15 protein-coding genes and 1 riboswitch are annotated in these 16,099 nt (G+C 44.6%); of the genes, 8 read left to right on the top strand and 7 right to left on the bottom strand.

Going from position 1 to position 16,099, the window contains the following annotated elements; translation table 11 throughout:
• Window positions 1-9: 9 nt before the first annotated feature.
• Window positions 10-1,911: a 5'-nucleotidase C-terminal domain-containing protein gene (locus T3H97_RS05660; protein ID WP_328801944.1), complete on the top strand. Its 1,902-nt coding sequence runs from the start codon at window positions 10-12 to the stop codon at window positions 1,909-1,911.
• Window positions 1,912-2,153: 242 nt separating this feature from the next.
• A complete protein-coding gene (locus T3H97_RS05655; protein WP_328801943.1) occupies window positions 2,154-2,825 on the top strand; it encodes a 3'-5' exonuclease in 672 nt (223 codons plus the stop codon).
• Window positions 2,826-2,871: 46 nt separating this feature from the next.
• Here the strand turns inward: T3H97_RS05655 and T3H97_RS05650 are convergent, their stop codons facing one another.
• From T3H97_RS05650 to T3H97_RS05640, 3 genes are all read right to left on the bottom strand, one after another.
• Complete coding sequence (locus T3H97_RS05650) at window positions 2,872-3,849, bottom strand: helix-turn-helix transcriptional regulator (protein ID WP_328801942.1); 978 nt, start codon at window positions 3,847-3,849, stop codon at window positions 2,872-2,874.
• 71 nt (window positions 3,850-3,920) lie between these two features.
• On the bottom strand, window positions 3,921-4,688 hold the full coding sequence (locus T3H97_RS05645) for a hypothetical protein (protein ID WP_328801941.1): 768 nt from the start codon (window positions 4,686-4,688) through the stop codon (window positions 3,921-3,923).
• Window positions 4,689-4,911: 223 nt separating this feature from the next.
• Window positions 4,912-5,067 (bottom strand): hypothetical protein, encoded by a 156-nt coding sequence (locus tag T3H97_RS05640; RefSeq protein ID WP_328801940.1) that lies wholly within the window; start codon window positions 5,065-5,067, stop codon window positions 4,912-4,914.
• Window positions 5,068-5,381: 314 nt separating this feature from the next.
• Between T3H97_RS05640 and T3H97_RS05635 the strand changes: the two genes are divergently transcribed.
• The 6 genes from T3H97_RS05635 (at window position 5,382) to queF (ending at window position 9,655) form a co-directional block, all read left to right on the top strand.
• Window positions 5,382-5,822, top strand: coding sequence for an SH3 domain-containing protein (locus T3H97_RS05635; RefSeq protein ID WP_103048960.1), 441 nt, complete (start codon window positions 5,382-5,384; stop codon window positions 5,820-5,822).
• Between the two features lie 25 nt (window positions 5,823-5,847).
• Window positions 5,848-6,552, top strand: a complete 705-nt coding sequence (locus tag T3H97_RS05630; protein ID WP_013309110.1) for an AIM24 family protein — start codon at window positions 5,848-5,850, stop codon at window positions 6,550-6,552.
• A gap of 79 nt (window positions 6,553-6,631) precedes the next feature.
• Window positions 6,632-6,675: riboswitch (PreQ1 riboswitch) on the top strand.
• 134 nt (window positions 6,676-6,809) lie between these two features.
• Window positions 6,810-7,493: a 7-cyano-7-deazaguanine synthase QueC gene (queC, locus tag T3H97_RS05625; protein WP_328801939.1), complete on the top strand. Its 684-nt coding sequence runs from the start codon at window positions 6,810-6,812 to the stop codon at window positions 7,491-7,493.
• A complete protein-coding gene (gene queD / locus T3H97_RS05620; protein WP_328801938.1) occupies window positions 7,486-7,977 on the top strand; it encodes a 6-carboxytetrahydropterin synthase QueD in 492 nt (163 codons plus the stop codon). The genes queC and queD overlap by 8 nt, the downstream gene beginning before the upstream one ends.
• On the top strand, window positions 7,970-8,833 hold the full coding sequence (queE, locus tag T3H97_RS05615; protein WP_328801937.1) for a 7-carboxy-7-deazaguanine synthase QueE: 864 nt from the start codon (window positions 7,970-7,972) through the stop codon (window positions 8,831-8,833). The genes queD and queE overlap by 8 nt, the downstream gene beginning before the upstream one ends.
• A gap of 324 nt (window positions 8,834-9,157) precedes the next feature.
• Window positions 9,158-9,655 carry a preQ(1) synthase gene (gene queF / locus T3H97_RS05610; RefSeq protein ID WP_250243612.1) on the top strand — a complete coding sequence of 166 codons (498 nt, stop codon included), beginning with the start codon at window positions 9,158-9,160 and terminating at the stop codon, window positions 9,653-9,655.
• A 112-nt stretch (window positions 9,656-9,767) separates the two neighbouring features.
• Here queF and T3H97_RS05605 read toward each other — a convergent pair whose 3' ends face one another.
• The 4 genes from T3H97_RS05605 to T3H97_RS05590 form a co-directional block, all read right to left on the bottom strand.
• Window positions 9,768-10,601 (bottom strand): helix-turn-helix domain-containing protein, encoded by an 834-nt coding sequence (locus tag T3H97_RS05605; RefSeq protein WP_023987362.1) that lies wholly within the window; start codon window positions 10,599-10,601, stop codon window positions 9,768-9,770.
• Window positions 10,602-10,815: 214 nt separating this feature from the next.
• A complete protein-coding gene (locus T3H97_RS05600) occupies window positions 10,816-12,195 on the bottom strand; it encodes a glycoside hydrolase family 32 protein (RefSeq protein WP_025720585.1) in 1,380 nt (459 codons plus the stop codon).
• Window positions 12,188-14,443: a beta-glucosidase BglX gene (bglX, locus tag T3H97_RS05595; protein ID WP_328801936.1), complete on the bottom strand. Its 2,256-nt coding sequence runs from the start codon at window positions 14,441-14,443 to the stop codon at window positions 12,188-12,190. The genes T3H97_RS05600 and bglX overlap by 8 nt, the downstream gene beginning before the upstream one ends.
• Before the next feature lie 18 nt (window positions 14,444-14,461).
• Window positions 14,462-15,868 carry a sucrose-specific PTS transporter subunit IIBC gene (locus T3H97_RS05590; RefSeq protein WP_328801935.1) on the bottom strand — a complete coding sequence of 469 codons (1,407 nt, stop codon included), beginning with the start codon at window positions 15,866-15,868 and terminating at the stop codon, window positions 14,462-14,464.
• Window positions 15,869-16,099 lie beyond the last annotated feature (231 nt).

Below are 16,099 nucleotides of genomic sequence, written 5' to 3'. Positions count from 1 at the left end.
AGGAACAACATGAACTCATGGAAAAAACTCTCGTCGATCCTGACGACTGCCGCGCTTCTACTTGGGTGTCTCGGTACAGCAGCAGCAGACCCAGCAACCAATGTGGGAACAGCGGGAACGGCAACGACTCCAGTCAGCGGTAAACACATCACCATCCTACATACGAACGATACCCATGCCCACGTGGTCGCGAACGACAAGGAAATGGGATTCGCCAAGCTGGCGGGTATCATTGATCAGTACCGGGCTTCCAATCCCAATACACTGCTGCTAGATGACGGGGATACCGTTCATGGAACGACCTTCGCTACTTTGGTTAGCGGTGAGAGCATTGTGAAAGTGATTAACAAGCTGCGTTATGATGCTATGGTTCCGGGTAACCACGAGTTTAATTATGGTTGGAAGCATCTTGTTGAGCTAAGTAAGGAGATTCAGTTCCCTGTGCTCAGCGCCAATATTAAACAAACAGACGGAACACGTTTGTTCAAACCCTATGTTATTAAAGAAGTGGACGGCGTTAAAATCGGTATTATCGGTCTGACTACGCCAGAAACAGCATATAAGACTAATCCCAAAAATGTGGAGGGTATTCAATTCACCGACCCTGCGGCTGAGGCCAAAGCGGCTGTTGATGAAATCCGCAGCAAAGTAGATGTGGTTGTTGTTCTTGGTCACCTGGGGCAGGATGCGTCTAGTAAGGACACCAGCCTCAAGGTTGTTAAGGAAGTGCCTGGCATTGATATTTTCATCGATGGACACAGCCATACCGTACTGGAAAAAGGCTTGGTTAGTGACAATGGTACATTGATCGCTAGCGCAGGTGAATACACCAAGTATCTGGGTGTTGTGGACTTATGGGTCGACGGCGGTAAGGTTACGCAAAAGCAAGCCAAGCTGATTGATTCGACTCAAGCAGTCGACGTTCAGCCCAACGCTGAGATTGCTGCATTGATCGCCTCCATTCAAAAGGACCAGGAACCTATTCTTAAAGAGGTTGTAACGCAAACGAGTGTGGATCTGGAAGGAGCACGCGAAAAGGTACGTGCAAGTGAAACCAATCTCGGTGACCTGCTCACCGATGCTATGCGTGACATTTCGGGAGCAGACGTAGCTTTAACGAATGGTGGCGGCATCCGGGCTTCCATCAAGACAGGGACAGTAACCAAGGGAGACATCATCACTGTGCTGCCCTTCGGCAACCAGATCGTTACCCTGAAAGTGAAGGGCTCTGACATTCAGGCCGCACTGGAAAATGGTACAGCCTCCTATCCAGAGCCAAGCGGAGGTTTCCCACAGGTATCAGGTATCACGTTCAAAATAGACACGTCAGCAGCCAAAGGCAGCCGTGTTCATTCCATTCTGATCGGCGGAAAGCCACTTGATCCTGAGGCAACATACACACTGGCCACCAATGATTTTACTGCCGTAGGTGGTGACCAATATACGATGTTCGCTAAATATCCACAAGCAGGTATGTTCGGCTCGCTTGATGAGGCGTTAATCCGCTATATGCAAAAGGTGGGCTCCGCTAGCCTGCAAGTGCAAGCGGACGGTCGTATTCAAGAAGCCAAGGCTGATGGTAAAACTTCTGTCCCTGCCACACAAGCTGCGCCATCTGCTTCAACCGCAGCACCTGCACCTGTGCAGGAAAAGCCGCAATCCGTTCCTACACCGGCTGCGAAACCAGCACCCGCAAAACCGGCGCCGGCAAAGTCTCAAACAGCCGAGCCACAGCAGACATCGAATTCTGCACAAGTTACAAATAGCCATGTATATGTTGTAAAATCCGGGGATACGCTGTATGACATTTCCCGCAAACATGGTACCACCTGGCAACATCTTCAGCAGTTGAATAAGTTGAAGAATCCTCACCGCATTTATCCGGGGCAAAAGTTAGACCTCCCGGCCTAATTCAATAGCTAGCAAAAGCAGCGTCCGGAATCCTAGTGGTTTCGGATGCTGCTGTATGTCAGGCGTTTTTAGATATGCGATAGTCCAAGCTCCTTTGGACATCGCATATTTTTTTTAAAAGCAAACCTTTTAACCGCTGACAAGTTGTGAACCGAGAGGTATGATGGAGAAGAGTCATTCGGGCAAGAACATTCGTCCCGATCCCCATCGGGATCAGTTATATGTGTGGAAGGAGTCCAGAAATGCAATACATTATTTACGATCTTGAATTTACCGTTAGTCGTAACGCCAGATATTCCTCCGAAATCATTGATATCGGTGCCGTCAAAGTTGTTCAGGGAGACGGTGGCCTATACGTTGCGGATACGTTTCACAGTTTTGTAAGACCCTCAAATCGACCTGTACTCTCTACTGATACCGTTCAGTTCACGGGTATTACTCAACGAGACATTGATGCCGCTCCACTATTTCCTGAAGCTGTGAAGGAGTTCATAGCCTGGCTCGGTACGGATTCCCCTTATTATTTATGCGCATGGGGCCCGGATGACCGTCAGAAGCTGGTCTCCCATTGTCGTACCCATCATGTAGATCTCGGATGGATTCATAATACAAATGATATACAGAAGCAGATTTCCCGTCTGTTTGGTTCCAATGGAAAGTACCGTCAGTTGAGCCTGTCTCAGGCGCTGGAATTGTGCAACATTGACTTTGATGGTCAACAACACCGGGCACTGGATGATGCCGTGAACACCGCTCAGGTTTTCATGTACCATTTTGATCGTATTACATTAGTTCATAATGCTGCTGACGATGAGGAAAGCCGTGGATCGAAGCTCGTCTACTCCTCACCAGAAGAAGAGCAGGAACAGTACAGTCCTTTTGGCAATCTCGCCAACCTGTTTAAGGACCGTTAAGCGGATAGCTCCCCGGCCCGTTCCGGGGGATCTCCCCCTGTTATTCTTAATTTCCTGCCTTTTTATCGAAATAGAATGCCCCCCAGGTCCGCAGCATTTCTTGCATTCGTTTGCGGTACCGTAAAGGCTCCAGGATCTCGGCCTCAGCTCCATAGGAAGTGAGCCAATCCAAAAATTCACGGTCATGATTGACCGTCACCTCAAACAACAAACTTCCATCCGGCAAATCCTTAAGATAAGGCTTGATGAACAGCTCCTCTTCTTTGACCCGATATACAGACTCGGCAGAAAAACGTACCACAAACCGGATATTCTGATTTCCTTTGGTCACCGACCAGGTCCCTTTAAAAAACATTTCCATTTCAGTTTTATTTTTTTGAAACGTATACGGCAAAATTCTCATGTTCCGAAATCGGCTGATCCGAAAGGTTCTCATCGCGGATTGCTTGTGACAAAAACCAAGCATATAGAATCGCCGATCCTGCGGAACCAAACAATAAGGATCCACCTGAACTAGTGAAACATCTTCATTTTGAGGCGAGCTGTATTCCGCTTCAATGGTCTGCTGCGTAAGACTCGCTAAAACAATCAGCCTGAGCAGATAGGGCTGGTTTTCCCGATCAAGTGTCGAGCCGAGCCGGACAATATTTTTCATTTCCTGCGCGAAGCTCGTCTGTTCCATCTTTTTTTTCTGACTAGAGGCCATCACTTTCTCATAAGCACTTTCAAAAGCTGGCGGTAAAAGAGGCTTTACCGTTTCCATAATCTCTCCCAGCTTAGTAAAAGCTTCTGCCTCTTCTTCCGTCCAATTCAGAGGATACAAAGCAAAATTGCTAATAAAAATGTACCCCTTGCCATGCCCCATATTCGCAATCGGTATATGCATAGCGCTTAGCGCCTCCATATCTCGGTATATGGTACGTTCTGATGTTTCACAACGTTCGGCAAGCTCTCTTGCCAATATCCCTGGATTTGCCTGAACAATAGTAATAATCCGCATTAAACGTATCAACCGATCAGTCAAGGAAGTCTCTCCTTTACAAAAAGATAGTAAATTAGACTCACTATATTACACAAATAAACTAGCATAATTGCCTATCTCAAAGTATCATTTTCAGTAAAACGAACATCTTCTAGCGATATCGCCTTATTGAAAAAGACTTTAGAACTATACGATGTAAATGATACAAAAGTACCACTCCATTTATTACGTATAGCCAGAAGCAACTCGGCTTCCTGCAGATAGTCCATATCATCGCTTCTTGCTGCACGTATAAGTAATTCATCTGCTTGTCTGGTAAGGATGAACGCCCCTTGCTCATATTCCCCTTTCTCGTACATACGCAATGCCTTTTTTACAATAGGGGACGTCTCATTCAGCTTTATGTATTTTTCCACCTTCGGGTTGGATGGAATGCTCAGCAGACCAAGATGATGCGTAAAATGGATGTAGAGCTGGTCTGTCCGGATCAGCGTTCGCTTTTCCTGCGATGGCTTGCGCCAGCTCCACTCCATCATTCCAATCGTATGTCTTCCGGACGAGTGAGCCGGTATAGAAAACGTCAAAATAGCCTGTCTATATTTTCCCCGCCGTACATCACCACAGTGAACAAACATGCTATCTCCGTTTTCCGAGCGTTTAAAACCGAGCTTTACCCCTTCAGCTTTTAATAGACTTACCCCGTTTTCTGGAATGAACTGGAGTTGAAGGTCACATCCCGCTGCTTTCGGTATTAGATTTCCTTTTCTTTTACGTATAGCTCCATAGCCCCATTCTATCAGTAGATTTACTTGTTTGGACCCATTCGCAGATATAGACTCTTTGTCCCATGTGTACGTTACATTGAGCATTGACTTCACCACTGGTAAATTCCCCCTAAAAGAACATGTAACTCTAAATTAACAGTGTTATCTGACACTATATTGTCAGGGAACGTATGTTTGATTGTGAAAATTATACATGGGAATCTTTATGAAGGGGGGCCTAGTTTGGTAAATAACATTTTAAACCATTTGAATTACATGAATGCGCAAAAATAGCCCGGCGTATGCCGGGCCATATTATAGTCTACTTCTATATTTAAACTTATGAGATTGTAGTTTCTGTTAAAGAAGCATTCGTTTTTGTGCAAATATCAGATATTGGGGCAAAAGTGGTACTATCTACGACGAGATCCTTTGATAACGGCTTTCCATTTACAGTGATTTTTAAAGTTTTATAGTTTTGTTCTCTCTTATTCATCTTGCAAAATCTCCTTTTATATCAATTTTTAATACATTTCAGTTCATATATTCATATTTAAGACCTGATCAGGTGCGGATCGTTCTTTACTCGTATGCTGGAAAAAATGCCGGAATGTTGCCGCTTCCTTGATATACCCGTTTTAAGGTACACTTAAACTCATATATCGACTTTTTTTGAGAACATTTTCTTCATATTTGTCGTCCGTTCATTCTAAAATCTGCATCCGAATCGTTATATTATACGTAACCATGTCATATGGGTAATGATCTATATCATCTAACATCTTGGTTTATCAAAAGGGGGAACATCTCTTGGCACGAACAACGTATCGTTTTGCTTTGTACCGCCGCATTGTCTGCGCTGCTATAGCACTTTTGTTTATTTTTGGGATAACTCGTGTACCCGAAGTACATGCTGCTTACTGGGATGATGTGTACCAAGGCTTCGAGCAATTTTCGCGGTTGCCCGGTGATGTATATCAGCTCAAGGAAAGCTACCGACAAACACAGGAGGATCTGAAAAAGGCCCGTAACAGCTTAGAAGCCTATCAAGAGCAAAACGCCCAATTACTGGAGCAAAACCGCAAGCTGACTGACACTGTCACAGAATTAAAAAATCTTCAAACCCAGCGCGATCAGGCTTCACACCGAAATAAAATGCTCATCATCACAGCTATAATTCTGCTGGCCGGTTATTTTATCGGTATCCGACTGTTGCGTTACGGGATGCGTCGACGTTCGGGAAGATACTAACTGCCTGAAAGGATGAAAGGTCTGAATGGACATACAAGCAGGACAACACCATGATGAAAGCGTCGGTTCGGTCGTAACGCTCGATCTGGCAGAAGGAGAAAAGCTGCACGTTCTGCATCCGCAGCAAATCATCGCATACCGCGGACCCAGCTCAGGCCGCAGTGATAAACTGATGAATATTAAGGGCATGTATCGCAAACACAAACTGATTCAGGCCGATTTCACAGGAGCTTGTCGCCTAATTGCCGCACTTCCACCTGGCTTTAGTCTAAAAATGATTAAGCTTGAAGGAAGCGATGATCTGTTATACGATTTTCGCAACCTGTTCTGGTACAGCTCCGGTATCCAAATGCGTACCAAGCTGCTAAGCATGAAAAACATGTTGTTTAGCCGCGATGTTATAAAAATGAAATTTGATGGTGTGGGTCAAATCGGCCTTTTGACGCAGGGATTGGTATGTCAAGAACAGCTTCATCCGACCGAGCCGATCTATGTGGATGCGAGCAGCGTCATTGCCTATCCCGAAAACGCCAAACTGGAGTTGACCGTGTACGGCAACCATCTGGCCAGCCAACATATGAATTATCATTTTAAAATGACCGGACAGGGTACCGTACTATTTCATGCCGGGGAACATCATCGGCGGCTCCAACAGGATATGAACGACGATGGCGTGATCAAGCGATTTTTACGGGAAGTCATTCCATTTGGTGGAGTGTTTATCAAATAGCCCTGCCATGCTATAATGACAATGCTAACGTCGTCTGTCCTCGTGGCAGATACTAATGAAGAAAATCCATGTGTCATGCATGGGAGAGGTTCGCGAACTCCCTCTATAAAAAACTAACGATGCTTTGTCCTCCGCAAGAAAAATGAATTCGCGGGGCAAGGCCTGTTTTTTGTTGAAGTCGGTTCAAGAACTCTCCTTCTTCCAAGTGACAAGACTCCGTGTCTTGCACCATTCCAAGAAGATCGAGAGGTTTTTTTATGTTTGCAAACGAAAAAGCAGTCGTCGTATTCAGCGGCGGCCAAGACAGCACAACCTGTTTATTTTGGGCAAAAAAACATTTTGCTGAAGTAGAAACCGTGACGTTCGATTACGGTCAACGCCACAAGCAGGAAATCGAAGTAGCCGCTGGAATCGCCAGCGAGCTGGGTGTTCCGCAAACGGTACTGGATATGAGCCTGCTTAATCAACTAGCCCCTAATGCCCTCACACGTACCGACATTGATATTACTCAACAGGAAGGCGAACTGCCTAGCACCTTTGTAGACGGTCGCAACCTATTGTTCCTGAGCTTTGCAGCGGTTCTCGCCAAGCAAAAAGGAGCGCGCCACATCATTACAGGCGTATGTGAGACGGATTTCAGCGGCTATCCCGATTGCCGGGATTCCTTTATCAAATCGCTGAACGTCACACTGAACCTTTCGATGGACTATCCCTTTGTGATTCATACCCCGCTCATGTGGTTGAACAAGGCCGAAACCTGGCATATGGCCGATGAGCTGAAAGCTTTTGAATTTGTAAGAACACGTACACTAACGTGCTATAACGGCGTCATTGGCGACGGCTGTGGCGAATGCCCTGCTTGCAAACTTCGCCGTGCCGGACTCGAGCAGTATCTCGCAGTGCGCAGAACTTCATCCCAAGGAGTTAAAAGTCATGCGTGAGCCAGGTACCTTTCGTATTGTCGACAAGCTCCAGCAGTTCGGGACAGACATTGAGCACTCTCAGCTGCGTTATCACCGCAAACGTATACTGGTCAGCAAACAATTTACGTTCGATGCCGCACATCATTTGCACTGCTACGAAGGCAAATGCAAAAATCTGCACGGTCATACCTATATCGTCGTGTTTGGCATAAGCGGTATACCGGGCGAAACGGGTCTAACGCTGGATTTTGGTGACATCAAAACGATCTGGAAAGAGCGGATTGAGCCTTTTCTGGATCACCGTTACTTGAATGAGACGCTTCCTCCAATGAATACAACGGCGGAAAATATGGTCGTCTGGATCTTTGAACAAATGGAGTCAGCCTTAACCTCGGATGCATACTGCAACCGTGTCGAAGGTGGACGTACCGAGTTTGTACGGTTGTTCGAGACACCTACCAGCTACGCCGAGTTCCGACGGGAGTGGATGCTTGATGAGTAATACCGTGACGACTCACCAACCCATGGCAGCCTCCCACGGCACAAAAATAGCCCCTATTCCCGTACTGGAGGTGTTTGGTCCCACCGTTCAGGGCGAAGGTATGGTCATTGGTCGTAAAACGATGTTTGTTCGTACCGCAGGCTGCGATTACCGTTGCTCGTGGTGTGACTCCGCCTTTACATGGGACGGTAGCGCCAAGGATCAGATCCGTCGTCTGAGTGCCTCAGACATTTGGCAGGAGCTGAAGGCCATCGGTGGCGAACGGTTTTCGCATGTGACTCTTTCTGGAGGCAATCCTGCCCTGCTACCGCAGCTTGGGGAGCTAATCACCCTGCTGCGCAGTCAAGGCATTGCCACCGCCGTCGAAACACAGGGTTCCCGTTGGCAGGAATGGCTGTACGATATCGATGAGGTAACCCTATCCCCGAAACCGCCCAGCTCTGGTATGACGACCAACTGGGATGTGCTGGATGATATCGTCGACCGTCTGTCGAACCGGAAGAGGGCTCGTGAACCCCGAGCTACGTCCAACGTCCCAACCGCAACAGGCTTGAAGGAACCCGCTAATGAATCTGCGCGGCTCTATACCGGAGCTTGCAGCTTGAAGGTCGTCATCTTCGATGACACCGATCTTGCCTACGCCCGCACCGTTCACGAGCGCTATCCACACGTACCGCTGTTCCTCCAGACGGGTAATCCAGATGTGAACACGGAGAACACCGGACAGATTGCGGAGTCCCTACTCCATCGTTATGAATGGCTTATCGACCGTGTCATGGACGATTCCCAACTAAACGACGTAAGAGTACTCCCGCAGCTCCACACCCTCGTATGGGGTAACAAACGCGGCGTATAACACTTATATGTAATATATGCCGTATGAGCTGTATGTGATACACAAAGGAGAGCATTATTCACTTCTATCCCAACCTATATGTAAAAGAATAGGGACTTTAAGGTGGTGACGGCGGTCGGCAGCGGAGCGGAGGATTTGAAGCTGGAGAAGCGTTAGCGTTCGCCTTTGAAATGGGATTCTAACCTATACATCTTTCAACTATCAGAAAGAATCCCATTTCAACAGCGATCGGAAGCTCAAATCCTTCGCGGAGCGACCTCTCCCCACCACCATAACTCTCTATCTCTTTTACCAAACCAAACTAAACTTAAGGAGCCCCATCCAATGACCGGAAGAACACCCGAAGAAATGACCGACGTTACCCTACTTGGCAATCAAGGCACACAATACACGTTCGCCTATGATCCCTCCATTCTCGAAAGCTTTGATAATAAACATCCGTATCGGGATTATTTTGTAAAGTTCAATTGCCCGGAGTTCACCAGCCTGTGCCCGATTACAGGACAGCCTGATTTTGCAACCATCTACATCAGCTACATTCCCGATATTAAAATGGTAGAAAGCAAGTCCCTTAAGCTGTACCTGTTCAGCTTCCGTAATCACGGCGATTTCCATGAAGACTGCGTCAATATCATCATGAATGACTTGATTAAGCTGATGGACCCTCGCTACATTGAAGTATGGGGCAAATTCACGCCACGCGGCGGCATCTCTATCGACCCGTACACCAACTACGGCAAGCCAGGAACGAAGTATGAACAGATAGCGGAGCACCGCATGATGAACCATGATATGTACCCGGAAAAGATCGATAACCGTTAAGCTAATAACTCTTCTGACATAGCGTAAATATCAAGGGGTTGTCCTAAAGTCATCAAATGACAAGGGACAGCCCCTTGGTTGTACTGAAAGGATGCTGTGCATGCTCGTGGCGTTACACATCCAGATCAAATCTTGATTTTTTATATTCATACGGTGTTTTACCCATAACTTCTCTAAAAGCTTTTCTGAAAGATTTCTCGTTTGGAAACCCGACCTCGTAAGAAATTTCTGTAAGTGACTTATTGGTTGAATCCAGTAAATCAATCGCCTTCTCCAAACAAAGAATTTGCTTGTATTCGGTAAACGTCTGGCCTGTATATTCATGAAACATTCGCGACAAATAAGCCTCCGAATAACCGCAGATCCGGGCCGTTTTGGCCAGGCTAATATTTTCAGTATAATGCTCTTTAATAAAGTCCATGATTGTCTTTATCTTTCGTTGCTTTTCACTAAATACTTCCGGTGGAATGTCTGTTGCCTGACTAAAATGATTGACAAGCAAATATTTCAGTTCAATAATTCGGCTTTGCTCTAAAATGTAGTCGTATTTGCTTTTGGAAATATGTAGATCATATATATCCATAAACAATCCTCTTAATTTAGAGATTATAGTATCTTCAACTTGTTTCTCTTGCGTGTTTAATTGGATGATTACTTGTTCATTGGCAAAGAAAGTGTCTGGAAATTGCAGCACAATGACTTGGTTCTCCGTAATGCTCTGCGTGGAATGCGGAACATTGCTGTTAATGAATAGCGCATCCTTTTCCATCAAAATAGTTATTTTTCCTTCATGCCACACCTTTAGACTTCCACTTGTACAGTAGATCAACTCCATATTGCTGTGAAAATGCATAGGAATGACTCTTTCTGTATCTCTGGATTGGAACATAAAAAGGTTAATCATTTTTTTTCTGTCTATTTCGATATGTTCATATATTTTTTTCATCACCACACCTCATCAGCCAGCCATGAGTGATCCATCTGTATTCTATATTAAGCAATAAACTCTTATACTAATACTCATACTATACCGATAGTAAAATGCCCGGACAAGCAGAATCTATTCAACGGACCAAAATAAAAAAGAAGGCAGTTCTTCCCGTAAACGGGATAATGAACAGCCTTCCTTAGCCTGCTTGCAACTCGGCAAGCAAAAAATGTTACCCTACACATTCCTGCAACTGATACATTCTAACTTCACCTACATTGTCTCCTGCCTCAAACAATACATTGCGTTGGTCTGCATCTTCTATGAAATAACGCAGGGAAAACACTTCTTCGCCCTCGTTAACAAATAATTCCAAACTTGAGCTTTCAATGAATATTTGCATTTCTGCAAGCTTATTATTTAATGTTGCTTTTCTGTACTCCCTCTCGCCAGTCAACCAGTTTGTTCTCCAAACTGTCAGACTATTTTGTTCCCAATCATAGTCAATTTGTACAGCATCCCTAATGATCATTTTAAAGTTTTCTGTGAGTAAGGAAAAATGAACAATGAGCTCCGCTTGTGTAGAAGGCAGTAACCACTCACTGTTATTTTGAATTTCCCCTTTGTAATGCATGTCATCCAGTCTTAACAATTGTAATTCCGGCAATGGTTTCTGGTACAACACACCGTTCATCAATACCACTTCTCTAGGAAGTGTCAATGCATGAATCCAGCCCTCCTGAATGGTCGGGACAGCTCTCTCCGCTTCCTCATTCATGGCGCTCATCCATCCGAACATAATGGTTCTGTCATTAACCTTAAATGATTGTGGCGCGTAAAAATCAAATCCTCGATCAAGCTCTTTAAAATCGGAAAGGTTGCCGTTGAATTTGCCTGTATTCGATAATTTGCCAACAATATAACCCGATTGATTAGGATTTTTATAATATTCGCCTCTCTCCGGTAAACCCTGAGGAGAGAAAACAAAAACATCATTTTCGGCAAAATGAAGTACATCTGGACATTCCCACATATATCCAAATTGATGATCGTGATCAACAAATGATCCTTGGCATTCCCATTCGGACAAATTTTTAGATTTGTAGATAAGCGTATCTCCAGTCAAATCTTCTCTCTGAGCACCAACAATCAACCACCAGTTCCCGTGTTGGTCTCTCCATACTTTCGGATCTCGAACATGCCTGGTATAACCTTTGGGGTGCTCAAACAATGGACCGATTTTTTGGAAATACTCGCCATCCTCCGAAATCGCGGCGCATTGATAGCTTTCTTTTACTCCATCATCTCGGATTACATTTCCTGTATAAAACAGATACAGCTTTTCATGATGAACAATGCCCCCGCCCGAATAGATGCCATCCTTGTCATACCATTCCGAAGGCTCCAGCGCGACACTTTTCCTTTGCCAGTGCACCAGATCGCTGGAAACAACATGGCCCCAGCATTTATTTTTATGCTCAGTTCCTTTTGGATTCCACTGATAGAACACATGATATTGATGATTGAAATAGGCAAGTCCATTAGGGTCATTGAGCAAACCGTAAGGAGGAGTAATATGATATTTCAGGTTATAAGCGTCGCTTTTATTCATGCTCATCCTCCGGTAAAAAAACAAAACTAAAACTCAGCAAAATTTCCTGCGAGCTTGACCCGATATAAATATCAAATTCGCCGGGTTCACTTTTGTATTGCATTTCACGATCATAAAATTTAAGCATCTCTTCATGAATAGAAAATTCGATATTTTGGGTCTCGCCACTTTGCAAAAAAACTTTTTTAAAGTCTTTTAATTCTTTCACAGGCCTTGCAACACTTGCAAATTTATCGCGGATGTATAATTGGATCGTTTCCTTTCCATCATAAATTCCAGTGTTGGTAATAGAAATACGGATATCAACTGACTCATTTTTTTTCATTTCTTTTTGGCTAATTGTTAATAGGCTGTATTCAAATGAGGTATAGGATTTACCATAGCCAAACGGATACAAGGGTTCATTCACTTCATCAATATATCGAGACGCAAACCGATAAGAACCATTTTCCTTTAAATTGGGTCTTCCTGTATTCAACTCATTGTAGGATATCGGAATTTGTCCAACGCTTCGTGGAAAGGTCATGGCTAATTTCCCCGATGGATTGACTTCCCCATACAGTATATTGGCCAGTGCTTCTCCGCCCATCGTTCCTGGATACCAGGCTTGAACAATAGCGTCAACTTTTCCGGCTACTTCGGTAAGAATCAAAGGTCTTCCGCTATAAACGATCAGAACCATCTTTTTGCCCAGTAAACTTAATTCATGGAGCAGTTTCATTTGCGGCTTAGGAAGCGTCGGGTTCGTTCGCGATCCCCCTTCTCCGCTCTGATAAATACTTTCTCCCAAGGCGAGGACAATGACATCCGCTTCGTTAGCATTCCGGATCGCTTCGCGCAGCAGGGCCTCCTCATCGACTGTTTCAACAGCCAGCTTGTCCGCATATTTGCCAAGGGCTTCTCTCGCATTAGCGGGGAGCATGTGCGCCCCATTGCAAACCGAGAGATTGTCGGGATCAACATGCTCTAATAATCCCATTTTCAAATTGACGGTATCCGCCTCATCCCCCTTAATGGCCCACATGCCCAGGGTGGAGTTTTCATCTGCGTAAGGACCGATTAAAGCTACTTTGGTATGTTTAGACAATGGCAGCAGTTGATTTTCATTTTTCAGCAAGACTACGGATTCTTCAGCCAAGGACAGCGCGGCTTTTTTATGTTCATCTGACAGAACGCTGTTTCTCGACCGCTGAACGGTTTCCTGTAATCCACGGAACGGGTCCTCAAAAAGCCCCAAATCATTTTTCAGCTTTAAAATACGGTATACCGCTTCATTCAACAGCTCCAGCATATGCTCGTTATCAGATACTACTTTCTCCAATTGATTGGCGTATACTGCTGTCTTCATATCCACATCAACACCAGCCAACAATGCCAGCCTTGCGGCGGAAGCCTCATCTTCGGCATAACCGTGCATGATCAGTTCTTCTATAGCGGCGTAATCCGAGATCAACACACCATTAAAATTCATTTCTCGTCTTAGCACGTCGCGGTTAAGCCACTCGTTTCCTGTCGCAGGGACGCCATTCAGGGTATTAAAGGCCGTCATAACAAGCTTTGCCCCCGCTTCGATTGCAGCTTGATACCCTGGCAAATAATATTCTCGCAGCGTGTGCTCCGACATATCCACGGCGTTATACTCACGTCCAGCGACAGGTGCCCCATAAGCGGCAAAATGCTTGACGCAAGCGGCAATTTTATTCGCTGGTATGATTCCTTCCAAGTTTCTCCCCTGGATCCCCTGAACCAGGCTTTCAGCATATTTCTTCGCTAGCAAAGTATCCTCTCCAGGTGATTCCATCACCCGCCCCCAACGGGGATCTCTAACGATATCTACCATGGGGGAAAAGGTCACGTGAACACCTTCGTCGTAACATTCCTGGGCAGCAATCGAACCTGCATGTTCTATACCCTCATAATTCCAACTACATGCTTGTGCAATCGGAATCGGGAAGATGGTTCGATACCCATAGATAATATCTGCCATGAACAACAGCGGAATTTTATGAATCGATTTTTCCAAATAATCCGTTTGCAGTTGGATAATTTTTTCTGGATTAGTGATGTTCAATATGGAGCCTGTGTTATATATATTGTAACCGGCGTTTAACCCTAATTTTTTTAAAGGCCCTGTCACAACAGTGTCTATATCCCCTTCAAAAAAATCACCGGTCAGTTGGATAAGCTGGCCTATTTTCTCTTCTATTGAAAGGCAGTCCAATTTCTTAAGCAGTGTGTTGTTGTCCATGATTCTCCCCACATCATTTTATTTGTGATCTATTTTTTCTTTAAACCCAAAGATCCACGTTAATGCAAATGCCACAGCAAAGCCAATTACACAAACTAAGATATATATGAATATCTGATTGTTCAGGTACAATAACATTCCCGGTAGGGCTGTGATTGACATGCCTGTTGCTTGAACATTAAATATACGTGCGAAGAAACCGCCAACCGCTCCGCCAATCAAGCCCATCAAGAACGGTTTGCCATATCGAATGTTCACCCCAAAGATAGCGGGTTCTGTAATACCCAATAACGCAGACAAGGTAGAAGGATACGCAATGGATTTGGTTTTTACATTTTTGGATTTTAGACCGACAGCCAGCGCAGCACCTGCTTGTGCGCAAATCGATGCTGAACTGATCGGGTTTACCATATTCCAACCGCTGCCCACTAACATCTGTATTTCAATCAGGTTTAAGGCATGGTGTAGTCCGGTAACTACAATAATCTGATTGATGCCACCGTAAATAAATCCGCCGATTCCGTATGGTAATTTCAAAATGGCGGTAACAGCCATTAATATTAAAGTTTCCACCTCGTGAAAAATGGGACCAATTACGAACAATCCCAGTACCAGTGTTATTAATAATGTCAAAAACGGTGTTAGAATTAAGTCCAATGCATCGGGGACTGATTTTCTGATTTTCTTCTCCAGCATTGCCCCCACGACACCTATTATGAAAGCAGGCAGAACCGAGCCCTGATAGCCTGCAATTTTAATGAATCCGAAAAACACTAGTGGTTCCTGAACTTTTTGGGCGACATCCCAGGATGTAGGCAACGAAGGACTCACTAACATTAATCCAATCAAAATCCCCAATAGTGGCGATCCACCAAACACCCGGAATGCCGACCAACATACCAATACAGGTAAAAATGCAAAAGCCGTATCGGTCAATATTTGCGTAAACAGTATGAAATTCGCAGAAATATGATCAGGTGTAAGCCCAAATAACTGAAGCAGTGCAGGCTGAGTTACCAAGCCTCTAACTCCCATAAATAATCCTGTAGCTACCAATGCAGGCATAATCGGAACAAATACATCCCCGAAAACTCGGATCATTCTTTTGAACCGATTATCATCTTGGGTAGAGGCCATTTCTTTCAAATCAGCCTTTGATGTAGCAGATATGCTTTGACCAACCATGGCATCGTATACTTTATTTACAGTACCGGTTCCAAAAATAATTTGATATTGCCCAGAGGTAAAGAAAACGCCCTTGGCCTTATCAATATTCTCAATAAATTCATCATCAATAATTTCTCTATCTTTTACAATCAGCCTCAGCCGTGTGGCACAATGTGCCATGGAAATAATATTATCTTCTCCGCCAAGCCCTTTAATGACATCTTGGGCTATTTTAACGTATTCTTTTTCAAGACTCATCAGTCTCTTCCTTTCCTCTGTTCCTCTTAGTTAGTCTGAATCCTTTAAAACTTTGATCAAATATGCTTCTTAAGAATATCATGACTGCGCTTTCAAACAGCGGGATTATTTTACTACATTAAGGTCAAATTTTGACCTTTTTATATCCTTGATTAATTATGATGAAACAATAAAGTGCACCCCTAGAATACACACTGGAATAACCTTCTGGCTTATCCCCATGTATTTTAA

Source organism: Paenibacillus sp. LX16, from assembly GCF_036252815.1.
GTDB classification, from domain to species: domain Bacteria; phylum Bacillota; class Bacilli; order Paenibacillales; family Paenibacillaceae; genus Paenibacillus; species Paenibacillus polymyxa_B.
Note: the sequence above shows the minus strand (reverse complement) of the source record. Positions and strands in the feature narration are given on the sequence as shown.